General features: G+C 65.6%; 13 protein-coding genes. 3 read left to right on the forward strand and 10 right to left on the reverse strand.

Annotated elements, in window-relative coordinates; genetic code table 11:
* Positions 1-2: 2 nt before the first annotated feature.
* Positions 3-1,085, reverse strand: coding sequence for a tartrate dehydrogenase (locus tag AC56LN_RS06920; protein WP_499570601.1), 1,083 nt, complete (start codon positions 1,083-1,085; stop codon positions 3-5).
* A 94-nt stretch (positions 1,086-1,179) separates the two neighbouring features.
* Between AC56LN_RS06920 and AC56LN_RS06925 the strand changes: the two genes are divergently transcribed.
* From AC56LN_RS06925 to AC56LN_RS06935, 3 genes are all read left to right on the forward strand, one after another.
* Positions 1,180-2,097, forward strand: a complete 918-nt coding sequence (locus AC56LN_RS06925) for a LysR substrate-binding domain-containing protein (protein WP_499570602.1) — start codon at positions 1,180-1,182, stop codon at positions 2,095-2,097.
* Positions 2,098-2,330: 233 nt separating this feature from the next.
* The gene (locus AC56LN_RS06930) at positions 2,331-2,465 is read left to right on the forward strand and encodes a hypothetical protein (RefSeq protein ID WP_499570603.1); all 135 of its coding nucleotides are present in this window, start codon (positions 2,331-2,333) and stop codon (positions 2,463-2,465) included.
* Between the two features lie 11 nt (positions 2,466-2,476).
* Entirely contained in the window at positions 2,477-3,115 is a 639-nt protein-coding gene (locus AC56LN_RS06935; RefSeq protein WP_343027169.1) for a YitT family protein, read from the forward strand.
* Between the two features lie 449 nt (positions 3,116-3,564).
* On the opposite strand, the gene tssA is transcribed toward AC56LN_RS06935, so the two are convergent.
* From tssA to AC56LN_RS06980, 9 genes are all read right to left on the reverse strand, one after another.
* Positions 3,565-4,674, reverse strand: coding sequence for a type VI secretion system protein TssA (gene tssA, locus AC56LN_RS06940; protein ID WP_499570604.1), 1,110 nt, complete (start codon positions 4,672-4,674; stop codon positions 3,565-3,567).
* Positions 4,675-4,752: 78 nt separating this feature from the next.
* On the reverse strand, positions 4,753-6,162 hold the full coding sequence (locus AC56LN_RS06945) for a sensor histidine kinase (RefSeq protein WP_499570605.1): 1,410 nt from the start codon (positions 6,160-6,162) through the stop codon (positions 4,753-4,755).
* Positions 6,163-6,173: 11 nt separating this feature from the next.
* Positions 6,174-6,854, reverse strand: a complete 681-nt coding sequence (locus AC56LN_RS06950) for a winged helix-turn-helix domain-containing protein (RefSeq protein ID WP_499570606.1) — start codon at positions 6,852-6,854, stop codon at positions 6,174-6,176.
* Between the two features lie 7 nt (positions 6,855-6,861).
* Positions 6,862-10,035: an efflux RND transporter permease subunit gene (locus AC56LN_RS06955; RefSeq protein ID WP_499570607.1), complete on the reverse strand. Its 3,174-nt coding sequence runs from the start codon at positions 10,033-10,035 to the stop codon at positions 6,862-6,864.
* 6 nt (positions 10,036-10,041) lie between these two features.
* On the reverse strand, positions 10,042-11,220 hold the full coding sequence (locus AC56LN_RS06960) for an efflux RND transporter periplasmic adaptor subunit (RefSeq protein ID WP_499570608.1): 1,179 nt from the start codon (positions 11,218-11,220) through the stop codon (positions 10,042-10,044).
* A 158-nt stretch (positions 11,221-11,378) separates the two neighbouring features.
* Positions 11,379-12,983 carry a sensor histidine kinase gene (locus AC56LN_RS06965; RefSeq protein WP_499570609.1) on the reverse strand — a complete coding sequence of 535 codons (1,605 nt, stop codon included), beginning with the start codon at positions 12,981-12,983 and terminating at the stop codon, positions 11,379-11,381.
* Between the two features lie 209 nt (positions 12,984-13,192).
* A complete protein-coding gene (locus AC56LN_RS06970; protein WP_499570610.1) occupies positions 13,193-14,803 on the reverse strand; it encodes a sensor histidine kinase in 1,611 nt (536 codons plus the stop codon).
* Positions 14,804-14,816: 13 nt separating this feature from the next.
* Positions 14,817-15,476, reverse strand: coding sequence for a response regulator (locus AC56LN_RS06975; protein ID WP_499570611.1), 660 nt, complete (start codon positions 15,474-15,476; stop codon positions 14,817-14,819).
* 229 nt (positions 15,477-15,705) lie between these two features.
* The gene (locus AC56LN_RS06980) at positions 15,706-17,385 is read right to left on the reverse strand and encodes a hypothetical protein (protein ID WP_499570612.1); all 1,680 of its coding nucleotides are present in this window, start codon (positions 17,383-17,385) and stop codon (positions 15,706-15,708) included.
* Positions 17,386-17,394: the final 9 nt, after the last annotated feature.

Raw genomic sequence — 17,394 nt, forward strand, 5'->3', positions numbered from 1 at the left:
GCTTAAGTCTCGAGGTAGCGCGTGACAGCCTGGCCGACTTCGGTGGTGTTGGCCGTGCCACCCATGTCAGGCGTGCGCGGGCCCTCGACCAGGCAGCGCTCGATCGCGCCCAGCATGGCGTCATGCGCGGCCGTGTAGTTGGCATCGCCCTGGCCCAGGAACTCGAGCATCATCGCGCCCGACCAGATCATCGCGATCGGGTTGGCGATGTTCTTGCCGTAGATGTCGGGGGCCGAACCGTGGACCGGTTCGAACAGCGACGGGAAGGTGCGGTCCGGGTTCAGGTTGGCCGACGGCGCGATGCCGATCGTGCCGGTGCAGGCGGGGCCGAGGTCCGACAGGATGTCGCCGAACAGGTTCGATGCGACGACAACGTCGAAGCGTTCGGGCGAGATCACGAAGCGCGCGCACAGGATGTCGATGTGGTACTTGTCCCATTTGACGTCGGCGTACTGCTCGCCCATGGCGGCCACGCGCTCGTCCCAGTACGGCATCGAAATCGAGATGCCATTCGATTTGGTGGCGGCGGTCAGGTGCTTCTTGGGGCGGCTCTGGGCCAGGTCGAACGCATACTTGAGGATGCGGTCGGTGCCGTGGCGCGTGAAGACCGATTCCTGCAGCACGAACTCGCGGTCGGTCCCTTCGAACATCTTGCCGCCGACGGACGAGTATTCTCCCTCGGTGTTTTCGCGCACGACGTAGAAGTCGATGTCCCCCGGCTTCTTGTTGGCGAGCGGGCAGGGCACGCCCGGCATCAGGCGCACCGGGCGCAGGTTGACGTACTGGTCGAACTCGCGCCGGAACTTGAGCAGGGAGCCCCACAGCGAGATATGGTCGGGGACGATGTCGGGCATGCCGACGGCGCCGAAGAAGATGGCCTCGAAGCCCGAGAGCTGTGCGCGCCAGTCGTCCGGCATCATCTTGCCGTGCTTGACGTAGTAGTCGCAGTCGGCCCACTCGAAGGTGGTGAATTCGAGGTGGATGCCGAAGCGTTTCGCGGTGGCGTCGAGGGCGCGCAGGCCTTCGGGCATGACTTCCTTGCCGATGCCGTCGCCGGCGATCACGGCGATCTTGTGGGTTTTCATGGGTGTCTCCTGTGAGCTGATCTGAATGCTTCAAGAATAATGCAAAACGGTGTGTTTATAATGTTGCTTCTTGTGGAATCAAGGAACACGCTGGGTGAATAATCTATTGGAGAACGCTGACCTGCGGGTGTTTGTGACCGTGGCGCGTCAGGGATCGTTCGCCGGTGCGGCGCAGGCGCTGGGCATGTCGGCGGCGTATGTCAGCAAGCGGATCGGGGTGCTCGAGGCCGCGTTGGGCGTGCGGCTGTTCCAGCGCACGACGCGGCGCATCGTCATTACCGAGGATGGGGCGCAGGCGTTTGAACGGGCGCAGGCGATTCTGGCCAGCCTCGATGACCTGATCGAGGAGTCGGCCGAACGGCGTCGTGCGCCCAGTGGCCAGCTGCGCGTGTGCAGCAGCTTCGGCTTCGGCCGCCAGGTCGTCGCACCGGCGATTGCCCGGCTGGCGCGCGCGTATCCGGCGTTGCAGATCCGGTTCGAAGTGTTTGACCGGCTGGTCGATCCGGTGGCCGAGGGGTTCGATCTGGATGTGCGGATTGGTGACGAGATCGCGCCGCAGCTGATCGCGCGGCGCCTGATGATCAATCACCGCATCCTGTGCGCTGCGCCGGCGTATCTGGCGCAACACGGCACGCCGCGCGCACTGCAGGATCTGGCGGCGCATCAGTGTCTGGTGATCAAGGAGCGCGATCATCCGTTTGGCGTCTGGCGGTTGCGCGCGAAAAGCGGTGAAGAAACGGTGAAGGTGTCGGGCGGCCTGTCGACCAATCATGGTGAGATCGCGCTGCGCTGGGCGCTGGATGGCGCCGGGATCGTGCTGCGCTCGCGCTGGCATGCGCAGCCGCTGCTGGCTTCGGGGCAGCTGGTGCAGATCCTGCCTGACTACACACAGGAAGCCAATGTGTGGGCCGTGTATCCGCAGCGGCTGGGAAATTCGGCGAAGGTACGGGTGTGCGTCGAATTTCTTGAGCGTGAGCTGGCAGCGGGTGGAGCACCGGATGCGGGCATGTAGTGCGCCGTGGCTGTGCAATCGGCGTTATTGGTGCAATGGGTGCAATTGCTGCACCGTCACGGTGCAGCGCACAAGGGGTTCGCCCATTCGCGACAGACGGCGTTCGCGCGGCTCGACACTGCGCCGCAACATGGGCGATAATGGCGGGCTGTAGCGCGCCGTAACGCGTGTGTTTGCGTCGTTTGGCCAGCGCGGCCTGCAGCTTCCCCCATACATCCGATCATCCGAGGACCATGAACTCCAGCCTTACGCTTGCCGATTCCGTGTGCGCCGCCCCGCGCCGCCACTTGCCCGCTCGCGTGGCGCCAACGCGCGCGCTGACGTGCGCAGCGCGGCCTGCTCCTGCACGCGTGATGGTGCGCGCGTGAGTCAGTCGGTCATGTATCCAGGCTCCCCCAGCAAGCCATCGCGCCCGATCATCGAGGTCAAGCCGCATTCGACACTCGATGATGTCTACGGCATCCTCGTCGGCGTGCTGTTCGTCGTGATCGGCATCGTGCTGCTGCATGCGGCCGGGCTGCTGACCGGTGGCGTCGCCGGCATCGCGCTGTTGACGTCGTACTCGACGGGCTTGTCGGTCGGGACACTGTTCATGATGATCAATGTGCCGTTCTTCCTGTTCGGCTACTTCTTCATGGGTGCGCGCTTTACGATCAAGTCGCTGGCCGGCAGCGCGATGATCATGGGGCTGCTCAAGATCATGCCGTTCGTGCTGGTGATCGACCGGGTTCACCCGGCGGTGGCAGCCCTGGGCGGCGGCACCTTCTGCGGCATGGGCATCCTGGCGCTCGCGCGCCACGGCGCCGGTGTCGGCGGCACGGGCATCGTCACGCTGTGGCTGCAAAAGCAATACAACATCAACGCCGGCCGCACCCAGATCATGATCGACAGCGTCATTCTGGCGCTGGCCCTGCTGCTGGTCGCCCCGCACCTGGTCGCCTGGTCCGCCCTGAGCGCCGTCGCCATGAGCGGCATGGTCATGGCCTGGCACCGCGCCGGCCGCTACTTCGGCAGCTAACCCCCAACAATTAGGGTCAGAGTAGAATTGTTGGGTAATAGCCTCTAGTAAATGGCCATATTCGGGCTCTCACAGATGAGCTCGTCAAACATTGCATAAAAATTAGGGTCAGAGTCGAATTGTTTTTCAATTGATTTATAAAAATTGACAAACAATTCGACTCTGACCCTCATTATTTTGTGCGGTTGTTAGCGCTATCCAGTAAGCGGCAAGTCTTCTTGTGCAACTAATGTCACAGGTGCATCTGCAGACGCCTGCGATACCTCCTGAACAATCAGGGTCAGAGTCGAATTAATGGGCAATTACCCAAAGTTGTCAAACAAATCGACTCCGACCCTAAGCTCTGCAGTTAATCTTGCAAATCAATTAGGGTCAGAGTCGAATTAATAAACAATTGATTTATTGAAGTTATCAAACAATTCGACTCTGACCCTGATTTAAAGTGGGGGTTATTGGGGTGGGGTGGGTTGTTGCGGGGCGGTGAGCATGTCGGTGCCGACCATGTCGAAAATGCTCAGTTGGCCGCCCAGGCGGATGAAGAGTTCCTGGTAAAGGGCGCCGGTGTTCATATTGCCCCATTCGACTGCGCGCTTGATCAGGTAGGGCGTCGGGCTGTGCGGTTCGAGGTGGGCAAGGTAGGTGGCGGCGGCGGCCAGGCAGGCGTAGGCGTCGGCGCGGTCGCGGAAGTGGTGGGGCTCGGGGGTGTTCGTTGTGGTCATGCTGGATGGTGTTTCAGCCGGTTCTGCGGGGGCGTCGGCTGGTACTTCCGCTGGGGCTGGCGCTGGCGTTCTTTCGTCGCGTTCGTTGTGGAGTGCGGTGAGGATGGCGTGGACCTGCCCGGCGAGGGCGTTCAGGCAGGGTGCGGTGGTGCGTTGGGGCGTGTCGAAGGTGCGTTGGAGCAGGGCGATCGTCGCGTGCGCGTCTTCCAGGGCGGTGATGCGCTCGGTCAGTGCTTCTGGTGGCATCGCCGTCAGCGTACCTTTGGCGCTGTCGTGGCCATCAAGCGCGTGCACGGATTGTTCGCTGTCGGCCCAGGTGGCGGCGCGGCCGTCTTCCGTTGTGAATAGCGGCGCCTGGCGTAGCGTCGGGGCCAGCTTCTGGTCTAGCCAGCGCAGGATGTTTGCACGGGCTTCGGCGTCCTCGTTGTCCAGCTGCGGATGCAGGGCAGTCCAGTAGCGCTCGCATAGCGTGTGCGCCAGCAGCAGGCAAGGGGCCAGCGCGGGCAGGCCGTGTTCGTGGACCTGGGATTCGCACAGCCACGCTGCCAGTTGCAGGTCCTTGCCCTGGGTGCGCAGGGCGCCGGCAGCGAGGTTGCTGACATGTGGCCAGTCCGAGCGCTTCGGTTGCCGCTGCCAGACGCCGCGCGGCTGGATGTCTTCGTCGCCCTGGCGCGCTTCGATGATGGCGCGGTAGACGCTCGTTGCGCGGGCCGGCAAGCCGGTCGGATTGGCGGGGTCCACCGGCGCTGCCAGCGTCTCGAAGGCGATGCCGAGGTGGCGCAGGAAGTAATCGTCGGCGCGCCGTGTCAGGTCGCCGTTGGGTGGAACTGTTTCAGGCATGGAGGCTCTCCCGGTGAGGCGGTCCGGCGGATGGGACGCCAATAAAGGCCACACTGTAGCGCAAAAGCGGCCGTCAGGTCAGGTGCCAGCGGCCGGTACCGAACCTGAACCAGGAGCCGCCGCCGTCATGGCGCCAATGCGCAGCGTGGCCCGCAGCCCCGGATGGTTGTCGGCCAGCGTCAAGGTGCCGCCATGCAGCCGCGCCACTGCCGAGACCACGCTCAGGCCCAGCCCCACGCCGGGCGTGCCACGGCTCGCATCCACCCGATAAAAGCGCTCGATGACGCGCGTGCGTTCGTGCACGGGAATGCCGGGGCCATTGTCGGCCACGACGATCTGCACGGTGTCGGCATCAAGGCGCTGCGCGGAGATCGCGATCGCGCCGCGCACCGGGGCGTACTTGAGCGCGTTGTCGACCATATTGCCCAGCGCCTGTGCCAGCAGCACGGGGTCGCCCACCACATGCAGGTCGGCCGGGCCGTCAAAGCCCAGCGCGATGTCCTTCAGTTCGGCGACCGGTGCATAGAACTCGGTCACTTCGGCGCCCAGCGCCGCCAGGTCGACATCGACGAAACCGCCACGCCGGCTGCCGCTGTCGATTTCGGCCAGCCGCAGCAACGCGTTGAAGATGCCCATCACGCGGTCGACGTCATCGATCGCGGCATCGATCTCGACGAAGGTTTCGTCCGGTGCTGGGCGCGCCACCGACAATTCTTCGAGCCGCGCGCGCAGTTCGGACAGCGGCGTGCGCAGGTCGTGCGCGATCGCGTTCGAGACATCCTGCACGCCGGTGACCAGATGCTCGATCTGGTCGAGCATGCGGTTGACGGTGCGCGTCAGTTGCTGCAGCTCGTCGCCATCGCCCGGCTCGACCAGCCGGTGCGACAGCTTGCCTTCGATGATCGACGCGGTGGTGTCGCTGATGCCCTGCATGCGGCCCAGCAGCGCCCGGCGGATCATGAGGCCACCCAGCGCGGCGCTGAGCAGCACCGTGATCGCGCACCCCAGCAAGCCATAGGCGAACAGTCGTTCGAGCTTCTGGAAGCGATTCAGGTTGCTGGCCACGAGCAGCCGGTAGCCGTCTTCCAGCGTCACCCGCACCAGTTCCACGTTGCGCGGCACGTCGTCCACCACGATCGTCACGCGGCACAGGCCATCGCGGTTCGGTACGCCCTCTGGCCAGGCCTGCAGATTGCCCGCCAGCTTGGTGCCATCGGGCGCGACGAACAGCATGATCTTGCGCACGCCGTCGTTCACGCCGTGGACCTGGCTGTCGATCGCGGCGGCCAGCGCGGGCGGACCCTGGCGGATGAACAGGTTGCTCAGGTGCTGGGCGTCGGATTTGAGCAGCTGGCTGCGCACCTCGCCAATATTCGTATGCCACGCGTACCACAGCGGCCCGGCGAACATCGCCAGCACCAGCAGCGTCACGAAGCCATAACCGATCGCGATCGTGCGGGCGGAAAAACTGGGAAGCCTGAACATCATGCTCGCAACATTCAAGGCTGGTCGGTCAGCATGTAGCCGGCATTGCGCACCGTGCGCAGCAGGGCCACAGGAAAGCCGGCGTCGATCTTCTGCCGCAGCTTGCTGATATGGACATCGATGACATTGGTCTGCGGGTCGAAGTGGTAGTCCCACACGTTCTCGAGCAGCATCGTGCGCGTGACCACCTGGTTCGCATGGCGCAGCAGATAGGCCAGCAGCTTGAATTCGCGCGGCTGCAGTGCCAGCTGCTTGCCGGCGCGCGTGACGCGGTGCGCCAGCATGTCGACACTCAGGTCGCCCAGCGTCATGACGGTTTCGACGGCCTGGCTTTGCGAGCGGCGCAGCAGCGCGTCCAGCCGCGCGAGCAGCTCGCCGAACGCGAACGGCTTGGTCAGGTAGTCGTCGCCGCCGGCGCGCAGGCCGCGGATGCGGTCGTCCACGCCATCGAGGGCACTCAGGATCAGGATCGGTACCCGGTTGCCTTGCTGGCGCAGTGTTTCGATGAGCGCCAGGCCGTCGATCCCGCCGGGCAGCATGCGGTCCATGACAATGGCGTCATATGGCTCGCTGACGGCATAGACCATGCCGTCGCGGCCATTGTCGGCATGGTCGACCGTGTGCCCGGCCTCGCTCAGGCCCTTGTTGACGAAGCGCGCGACGCGCTCGTTGTCTTCGATGAGGAGCAGTTTCATGGCGACCTCAATGCGCTTGCGGCTGCGGCCTGGCCGTATCCGCCGGCGCCTGACCATCGTCCGGCGTGTCATCGATATGGACCGGCGTTTTCGAACGCGACGCGATGATCACGTAGAACAGCGGAATCAGGAACGTGGCCAGGAACGTGGCCGTCAGCATGCCGCCGATGACGCCGATGCCCAGCGCATTCTGGCTGCCCGAGCCCGCGCCGCTCGACAGCGCCAGCGGCAGCACGCCCAGGATGAACGCCATCGACGTCATGATGATCGGACGCAGTCGCACTTTCGACGCTTCCAGCGCCGCTTCGACGATGCCCATCCCCTGCATCTGCAGTTCACGCGCGAATTCGACGATCAGGATCGCATTCTTGGCCGACAGGCCGATGGTGGTCAACAGCCCCACCTGGAAGAACACGTCGTTCTCCATGCCGAAGGCCGTCGCTGCGCTCAGGGCCCCGAGGATACCGATCGGGACCACCATGATGACCGAGATCGGGATCGCCCAGCTTTCATACAGCGCGGCCAGGCACAGGAACACGACTAGGATCGACAGCGCATACAAGAGCGGGGCCTGCGAGCCGGCCTGCGATTCCTGCAGCGAGATGCCGCTCCATTCGAAGCCGATGCCTTCCGGGAGTTCGCCCACCAGGCGCTCCATGATCGCCATCGCCTCGCCGGTACTGAAGCCCGCCGCCGGCTGGCCCAGGATCTCGGCCGATTCGATGCCGTTGTAACGCGCCATCGCCGGCGAACCCCAGGCCCAGCGCGCGCTGGCAAAGCTCGAAAACGGCACCATCTCGCCCGCGCCGTTGCGCGCATAGAGCAGCTTGATGTCGTCCGGGTTCATGCGGAACTGGGCATCGGCCTGCACGTACACGCGCTTGATGCGGTTGTCGGTGTCGAGGAAGTTGTTGATGTAGCGCGAGCCCCAGGCGGTCGAGAAGGTCTGGTCGACTTCGGTCAGGTTCACGCCCAGTGCGGCCGCCTTTTCGCGGTCGATGTCGATCTTGTAGGTGGCGTTGTCGGCCTGGCCCGTAAAGCGCACGCGCTGCAGGTTCGGTTCCTTGCGCGCCAGCTCGAGCAGCTGGTCGCGTGCCTTGGCCAGCGCGTCGTGCCCCAGGCCACCGCGATCCTGCAGCTGCAGCGAGAAGCCATTGGCCGACCCCAGGCCGCGGATCGATGGCGGTTCGACCGTGTTGATCGTCGCGCCCTGGTAGTTGGCGTAGCGCGCCGTGATGCGGTTGGCCAGTGCCGAGACGCCCAGCGCTTCATCTTTGCGCTCGTCCCAGGTTTTCAGGCGCACGAACAGGCGCCCCTGGTTCTGGCCGCGCTGCGGCTGGCTCGCGCCATTGGTCATGAAAGTGGCTTCGACGACGTTTGACTCTTCTTTCAGCAGGTACTGGCTGATTTCTTCCAGCACGCGGCCCGTCGTTTCCTGCGTGCTGCCGGCGGGCGTCTGCACCTGGACGAACATATAGCCCTGGTCTTCCTTTGGCAGGAAGCCGCCCGGCAGGCGCAGGAACAGGGCGATGACGGCGCCGACCAGCACCAGGTACACCACCATCCACAGCGCGCGCCGGCCCAGGATGCGCGTCACGCCGCCCAGGTAGCGGTCGCGGGTCGCGTCGAACGAGCGGTTGAACCAGCCGAAAAAGCCTTTTTTCTGATGGTGCTCCGGGTCGACCGGCTTGAGCATCGTTGCGCACAGTGCGGGCGTGAGGGTCAGCGCGATGAACGCCGACAGCAGCATCGAGGCCACGACCGTCAGCGAGAATTCGCGGTAGATCGCGCCGACCGTGCCGCTCGAGAAGGCCACCGGCACGAACACGGCCGACAGCACCAGGGCCACGCCGATCAGCGCGCTGGTGATCTGGCTCATGGCCTTGATCGTCGCTTCTTTCGGCGGCAATCCATCTTCGTGCATCACGCGCTCGACGTTTTCCACCACCACGATCGCATCGTCGACCAACAGGCCAATGGACAGCACGAGGCCGAACATCGACAGCGTGTTGATGGTAAAGCCCAGTGCGGACATGATGCCGAAGGTCCCCAGCAGCACCACCGGCACCGTGATCGACGGGATCAGGGTGGCGCGGAAATTTTGCAGGAACAGGTACATCACCAGGAACACCAGCACGATGCCCTCGATCAGCGTATGGGTCACGCCCTTGATCGACGTTTCGATGAACGGCGTCACGTCATTCGGGTACACGGTGCGCAGGCCGGGCGGGAAGAACTCGCCCAGTTCCTTCAGGCGTGCGCGCACGGCTTCCGCGGTGTCGAGCGCATTCGCGTTTGGCGCGAGCTGGATGCCCAGTCCCGACGCCGACTTGCCGTTGTAGCGCACGTCGACGTTGTAGTTTTCGGGTCCCAGCGCCACGCGGGCGACATCGCCGATGCGCACGGACGAGCCGTCCGGCTGGACCTTGACCAGGATGCGCTTGAACTCTTCGGGCGTGCGCAGCATCGTTGCCTGGTTGATGGTGGCGCTCAGGGTCTGGCCCTGGACGGCCGGCGTGCCACCCAGCTGGCCGCCCGAGATCTGCACGTTCTGCGCGCGGATCGCATCGGTCACGTCAAGGGGTGTCAGTGCATAACTCGTCAGCTTGACGGGATCGAGCCAGATGCGCATCGCGTACTGGGTGCCGAACAGGTTCATGCTGCCCACGCCCGGCATGCGGGATAACGGATCCTGGATGTTCGAGGCGACGTAGTTGGCGATGTCGAACTTGGTCATGCTGTCGTCGTCCGACACGAACGCCGCCACCATCAGGAAGTCGGAGGTCGACTTGGTGACCCGCAGGCCTGCCTGCTGGACCTCGCTCGGCAGGCGCGGCACCGCTGCCTGCAGCTTGTTCTGCACCTGGACCTGGGCGATGTCCGGATCTGTGCCGGCGGCGAACGTCAGCGACGTCGTCGACTGGCCCGTGTCGTCGCTGGTCGACTGCATGTACAGCAGGTTGTCGATGGCCGTCATCTGCTGCTCGATCACCTGGATCACGGTGTTCTGCATGGTCTCGGCCGACGCGCCGGGGAAACTCGCCTGGATCTGTACCGACGGCGGCGAGACGGGCGGATACTGCTCGATCGGCATCTTGAGCAGCGCGATGCCGCCCACCAGCATGATCAGCAGTGAAATGACGATCGCGAAGATCGGACGGTGGATGAAATACTTTGGCATCGTGGATTATTCCTGACGCGCTGCAGTGGCTGCAACAGGCGCCGCTGGCGCGGGCGCGGGTGCAGCGGCGACCCTGACCACGGTGCCGGGCCGCAGCTTCTGCACGCCGCTGACGATCACGCGTTCGCCCGCCTTCAGGCCGTCGTCGACGAGCCAGAAGTTGTCGACCAGCGCGCCGGTGCGCACGGTGCGCAGTGCGGCCTTGTTGTCCTGGCCGACGACCATCACGGTGGCCATGCCCTGCGGCGTGCGCGTCACGGCCGTTGCGGGCACGCGCATGACCCCCTGGCGCACGCCTTGGCTGACGCTCGCGCGCACGAACATGCCCGGCAACAGCAGCTTGTCGGGGTTCGGGAAGCGCGCGCGCAGCGTGACCGAGCCGGTGGCCTGGTCGACCGTCACGCCGGCAAACTCGAACGTGCCGCTGCGGCTGTAGGTGCTGCCGTCTTCCAGTTGCAGGCTGACCCTGGCGGCGTCAACGCCCTCCATGCGCACGCGGCCGGCGGCGATCTCGCGCCGCAGCGCCAGGCCTTCGCTGCTCGACTGCTGCAGGTCGACGTACATCGGGTCGATCTGCTGGATCGTCGTCATCAGGGTGGCCGCGCTGCCTTGCACATACGCGCCCTGGGTCACGGCCGACACGCTGCTGCGGCCCGCGATCGGGGCGGTCACGGTGGTGTAGCCAAGGTTGATGCGGGCCACGTCCAGCGCGGCCTTCGCCGCTGCGACGTCGGCCGCCGCTTCCAGCTGCGCCGCCTCGGCGGTTTCGAATTCCTGCTTGCTGACCGCATTTTCCTTCACCAGCACGCGGTTGCGGTTCAGTTGCGATGCATTGCTGGCCAGCGTGGCCTGCGCACGTTGCAGCTCGGCTTCGGCGCTCTTGACGGCGGCGCGGTAGGGCGCCGGATCGATCAGGTACAGCGGCTCGCCTTTGCGCACGTCGGCGCCTTCGGTGAAGCGGCGTTCCTGCACGATGCCGTCGACCCGGGCGCGCACCTCGGCCAGCAGGAACGGCGCCGTACGGCCAGGCAGGGCAATGTTCAGCGCCACGTTCGTGGTGGCCATGGTCAGTACGGCCACTTCGGGCACGGCAGGCGCGGTAGGCTTGGGGTCTTTTCCGCAGGCGGAGAGCAGCGCGGCGGCCGCAACAGCGGTAGCCAGCGCCCGGCGGGGCAGAAGGGTCATCGAGGGCATGGGTGTCGGATCCGTTGGCAAGGTGGAGAGCGTATTGTTCCCTACCTTCGACTATGCCCGGCGCAGGCTTAAATGGGGGTGGCTGATTCGTTAAATATCGTTAATGTTGCTGTAAATACAACGCCTTTGACCCGTGCAGGCCGGCTTGTTCATCGACCTCCGGCATGTGCGGCATCAAAGGGCCGTGCTGACCCCGCCTGCGCCGGCAACCACAGCGCGACTTCCGTACCATCACCCGGCGCCGACACGATGTCGATCACGCCGCCATGCGCGCTGACGATCTCGCGCACGATGGTCATGCCCAGGCCGTTGCCCGGCACGTCGGGCAGCGCGTTGGCGCGCCAGAACGCGTCGCACACCTGCTTTCTCTGCTCGGGCGTCATGCCCACGCCCTGGTCGCGCACCCGCACCGCGGCGCCCGCCTGGCCGGCGCGCTCCTGCTGCGAGATGCGCACATCGACGACGCTGTCCGGCGCCGAGTAGGCCAGCGCGTTGTGGACGATATGGCCCAGCGCCTGCTGCACGCGCGCCGCGTCGGCCGTCACGCGCGGCAGGTCGGGCGCCATGTCCAGTGCGATCCGTCCGGCCTGTGCGTCATCGGCCAGCGCGCCCTTGATCTTGCCCATCAGGTCGGGCAGGTCCAGCAGTGTTGGCTGCAGCTGGGCGGCGCCGCCCGCATCAATGCGGGCCAGGTCGAGCATCTGGTTCACCAGGCCGATCAGGCGCGTGGCCTGGCGGTGGATGATGTCGATCAGCTCGCGCCCGGTGGCGGCGTCGAACTCGCGCTTGAGGAGCAGCTCGGAAAACCCGAGGATGCTGGCCATCGGCGTACGCAGTTCGTGGCTGGCGGTGCGAAAGTAATCGTGGCGCCGCTGGTTCGCGGCGCGTACCCGTTCGCGTTCCGCGCGCAGGCTGGCCACATCGCGTACGGTCGCCACCAGGTGCACATGGTCGTCCAGCGGCATGGCCGCGATCGACATTTCGGCGGCAAAGCTGCTGCCGTCCATACGGCGCGCCGTGCCCTCATGGCGCGTGACCACCTGCGGCGCCATGCCGAGCAGGACAGCCGACGAGTGGCCGGTCAGGACGGCGCAGCGCGCGCCGAACAATGCCTCGGCGGCCGGATTGCACGACTGGATCCGGCCCCCGTCGTCGAGCAGCAGCACGGCGTCGGGCAGGTGTTCGAGCAGCGTGCGCAGCGCGCGAGCGCTGCTGCGTTCACGGTCGCAGGCAGCGCGCAGTTCGAGCGTGGCGATTTCGCCGGCCACCATGCCTGCCAGGTCGCGCAGCATCGCGCGGTCGGTGTCCGAAAAGTCGCGCGGCACGCTGTCGATGATGCACAGCGTGCCAATCCGCACGCCGTCGCCGACGTCGATCGGCGAACCGGCATAGAAGCGCGCCGCCGTCTCACCACGGACCATCGGGTTGTCGGCGAAGCGCGCATCGGTACTGGCATCCTGCACGACCATCACGTCGTCCTGCAGGATGGCGTGGGCGCAGAACGACACCGAGCGCGGCGTCTCGGTCAGCGCCAGGCCGACGCGCGACTTGAACCACTGGCGGTCGGTGTCGATCAGGCTCACGAGCGCAACGGGCACCTTGAACAGGTGCGCCGCCATGCGTGTGATGCGATCGAACGAGGCTTGCGGCGGCGTGTCGAGCAGGTTCAGGTCGAGCAGCACTTCGTGGCGCCGGGTTTCGTCCGGCGGCAGGGGCGCGGCGGTATGGTGGTTGCGTTGCGGCGTGTCGTTCATCTTGGGGGAGGGATCGTCTCGGGAGCCGGGGGCGGCCGATGTCACTGCGGCACGCAGGGCAGCGCCGGCTTGCGCAGGTGCGCTGGTGCCTTAATAAGTGGCAATTTTTATGTTTGCTGATTTTACCGGTTCACATTGGTCTGTCAAGACAAACCGCTGTGTCCGCTAACAAGCGATGAGCACTTGCAACAGATGCGTGACCCTGGCGCCTAGGCTGCGCCGTCCGGCCCGCCGGCCACGGGCAGGTAGAGCGTGACGTCGGTGCCCACCCCAAGTTCGGATTCGAGCGCGATGCGCCCGCCGTGCAGATCGACGATTTCCTTCAGGATCGTCAGCCCCAGGCCACTGCCGGGCGCCGCCGAATCGCTGTCCACGCGATAGAAGGCATCGAAGACCTGGGCCTGCTGCTGGGGCGTCATGCCGATGCCGCGATCGCGCACGCGGATCGCCACCATCGGCCGCTCGCCCCATTGTTCCGGCGCAGCGCTCAGCAAAATCGGCGTGCCTGGCGCGGAATACTTGATGCTGTTGCTGACGATGTTGGTCAGCGCCTGCTGCATCTTCTGGGCGTCGGCCGCCAGCGGGGGCAGACCGGGCGCGATGTCGGTGGTGACGCGGTGCGCCTGGCCGAGGCCTTCGAGGCATGCCAGCGTCCGGGTCACCAGATCGGCCACCGGGACGGCGTCGATCCGCAGCTCGTCGATCCCGCCCGCTTCGATCCGCGCCAGGTCGAGCAGCTGGTTGACCAGGCTGACCAGGCGGGCCGATTCGCGGTGGATGATCTCCACCAGCTCGCGGCTGACAGCAGGATCGAATTCGCGCTTGAGCAGCAATTCCGAAAATCCCAGCACGCTCGACATCGGCGTGCGCAATTCGTGGGTGGCGGTGGCGAAGTGGCGCCGGCGCCGTTCGTCGGTCGCGCGGTTGCGCTCTTCGGCGGCGCGGCGCTGCGAAATGTCGCGCACCGTCACGGCAAATTTCGGCCGCGCCGCCCACATCATGCGGCAGTAGGAAAACTCGATCGGGAAGCGGCTGCCATCCAGGCGCCGCGCCAGCGCTTCGTAGCGCGCGCCTTCGCGCAACTGGCCCGTGCGGCGCCGGCGCAGCAAATCTTCGTCCATCAGTTCGCGCAGCGGCCGACCGGTCAGCATCGGGCCGCTGGCGCCGAACAGCGATTCGGCGGCTGGATTCGCGGCCATGATATTGCCTTGCGCGTCGAGCATCAGGATGCCGTCCGGCAGGTGCGCCACCAGTGCTTTTTCCCAGCCTTCCGGCGCGGGGCGGCCTGCCGGCCGCGCACGCAGCTCGTCGCCGGCGATGGCGGCCAGGTCGCGCAGCGTGGCCATCTGCTCGGCATCGAAATGGCGCACCTGGGTGTCGATCACGCACAGCGCGCCGACCGGGCTGCCATCCGGCGCGGCCAGCGGAATGCCGGCATAGAAGCGCACGTCCGGCGCGCCGGTGACGAACGGGTTGTTGGCAAACCGCGGATCGAGGCGCGCGTCGTGGACCACCAGGCCATCTTCATGGTGGATCGTGTGGGTGCAGAACGAGGTCACGCGCGTGGTCTCGTGCAGGTCGATGCCCACGCGCGACTTGAACCACTGGCGGTCGGCGTCGACCAGGGCAATCAGCGAAATGGGCACGCCAAGCAGACGGCAGGCCAGGCGCGTGATGCGGTCGAAGCGTTCTTCGGGCGGGGTGTCGAGCAGGGCCAGTTCGTGCAGCGCGCGCACACGTGCCTGGTCGGACTGCGGTACCGCGTGCAGTGCAGGCAGGGTTGGGGCAACAAGGGGGCGTCGGTCCGGCTCGTTGGGCATGATGTGGGTCCTGTCAGTCCGGCGCCGCCGCCGCGTCCATGTCACTGAAGATCTGTTCGATCCGTGCGCGCAGATCGGCGAAGCGCACTGGCTTGGAAAATACCGGGATGTCGTCGGGCAGCCCCATCGACGCGATCGTCGCCCGATCGAGTCCGCTGATGACGATGATGGCCATGGTGCGGTAGCGCGGGTCGGCGCGCAGCGTCCGCACCATCCGGAAACCATCCATGCCCGGCATGTTCAGGTCGCTGATCAAGAGGTCAGGCCGCGCTTCGCCGATCCGGATCAGTGCGTCGAAACCGTCGCGCGCCTTGATCAGCTGCGCATCCAGGCCCCAGCCGGAGAGTTCCAGCTCGTACAGGCGCAGCAGGGTGGCGTCGTCGTCGGCCATCACGATGCGACGGCCGGCCGGCACCGGCCGGGCAGCGGGCGACGCAGCGGGGTGACTGCCGGTTACCGCGTGATTGCGCTGCGCGACCAGGCGGTGCACCGAGGTGAGCAGGATGCGGCGGTGACCGCCAGCGGTTTTCCAGGCTTGCAGCACGCCGCTTTCGACCCAGAGTTGCACGGTCCGGTGCGACACGCCAAGCAGGCTCGCGGCCTCCTTGGTCGAGCAGACTTCTGCGGAAGCGGGGTCGGTCGGCGTCGGCGCTGGGCTGCTGTGCGGTATCATGAAATAGAATTGTGCAGGTGGTTAAAAGCCTCCCGACCAAGGGGCTGATCATCCGTTTTAAGCACACCCTCGAGATGAGGGCGCATCGAAAAACACCGGATGGCGCCACCTGGATGCGCAACTAATACGCATAGGCAAGTCAGCAATCTATCAAATTATCACAAGTTACGATAGTGAAACGCGATAAGTCGTTTATTTATTGTAACTTGTGGTGTCGAGCAATGGTGCATTATTGCACTTTTACCGTCACTGTGACCGTGCCGCTTGCCCCCGGCGCCAGTGTGCCCGTTATGACCCATTCGATCTTGCCATTGGCGCCCACGTCCGGTTTCACGGCGACTGCACAGGCCAGTCCCGATGGCAACGTACCGCAACTGCTGTCAGCGTAGGTCGTGTAGGCCGGCGTGGTGTCTTCGATCTTCAGTTGCGTCAGCGTCGTGGTGCCGCTGTTCTGGAACGTGATCGTATACAGGATCGTGCTGCCGGGCGTGGCGTTGGCCTTGTCGACCGCCTTGGTCAGCTTGAAGTCGTCGCAGGTCTGGCAGATGCCTTCTACCGTGACCACGATCTCGCCCAGGCCAATGCCGAGCAGCTTGAGCAGCGGATCGGCCACGCCACTCAGCACCGGCGCGATCAGCGGGCTGACCACGTTCTTCACCAGTGTCTTGACCAGCGGCTCGACTGCGCCCTGGACCACGCCCAGGGCCGGCATGCTGCGCACCTGCAGATTCGTCACCAGGCTATTGGCCGCGTTCGTGATGAAGGTCGTGCTCGAGCTGACGGTGCGCGTTTGGGGGAACGTGCCCGACATCGTCACGCTCGTCGCAAATGGCGCCTGGCCGCGCACGATGCTCTTGATGTCCAGCGGGACGTTCACCGACACCAGGCCCAGCGCCGCAGCCTGCAGCGAGCCGATGGTGCCGAAGTCGACGTCCGCGTCGAGGATTGCGCGGGTACGGTTGAAGAACACGCTGTCCTCGATCTTGCCGATGAAGATGTCGGACACGCCCGGCGCCACCTGCAGCGTGACGGCCCTGGTGGCCGCATTCACGGCCGAGAGGCTGCCCTGGCCGCGCGCGACTTCCACGTACACGTCGAGCTTGCCGATGGCGACCGACGCGCTTTGCAGCAGGCCCAGTCCGACCAGCGAACTGGTGACCGGCGCCAGCGACACCAGGTCCATCTTGAGCTTGAGACGGATCGCGGCCGAATGGAAGGTCGAGCCGGTCGGCCCGCACACGTACACCGGCGGCTCGATCACCTGCGCATACAGTTGCAGGTTGTTGACCACACCGGTCGCGCCCAGCAGGCCGCCCGAGATCCCGACGGGTTGTGGCGTGGTCAGCACGTTGCGGCGGTTGTACAGCTGCACTAGGCCGGTGAACATGTCGAGCGCATTGACCGTGCTGGTGCCGAGCGACCCGGTGTCGGCCGTGACCTTGAGCAGGTCGTCCAGGCGCACGGTGCCGCCCACGCCATTGAGTTGCGAGGCCAGGCCGGATAACGCACCGGCCAGCTGCGGCCGGGCCTCGGCCTGCGCCTGGACCGCCAGCGCATTGGAAACCTGCGCCAGCGTGACGTTGGCGCTCAGCGCCTGCGCCGGGGTCGAGACGCCCAGATCCGTCTTGAGCACGTTCAGGAAATTGAGCAGGTTCAGGTTGCCGCCGGCCAGCGCGTTCCAGTCGACCGCATTGAGCGAGGCGCCGGTGCCGAGCAGGCCGCCCAGCAGCGGGCCGAGCAGGGCGCTCTTGCCGGTGTCGACGCTGGCCAGGCGCGGGCCGGCGGTGATGCAGGCGCCGGTCACGGTGCAGTCGGCCTTGGCGGGCAGGGCGCCCAGCAGGCACACGATGGCAAGGACGGCGCGCAGTCCGGTATGGCGCAGGCGGGACGAGAGCAGTGCGAAAGTCATGTCAGTATC

It is taken from the genome of Telluria sp. ZT3P26, from assembly GCF_059686035.1.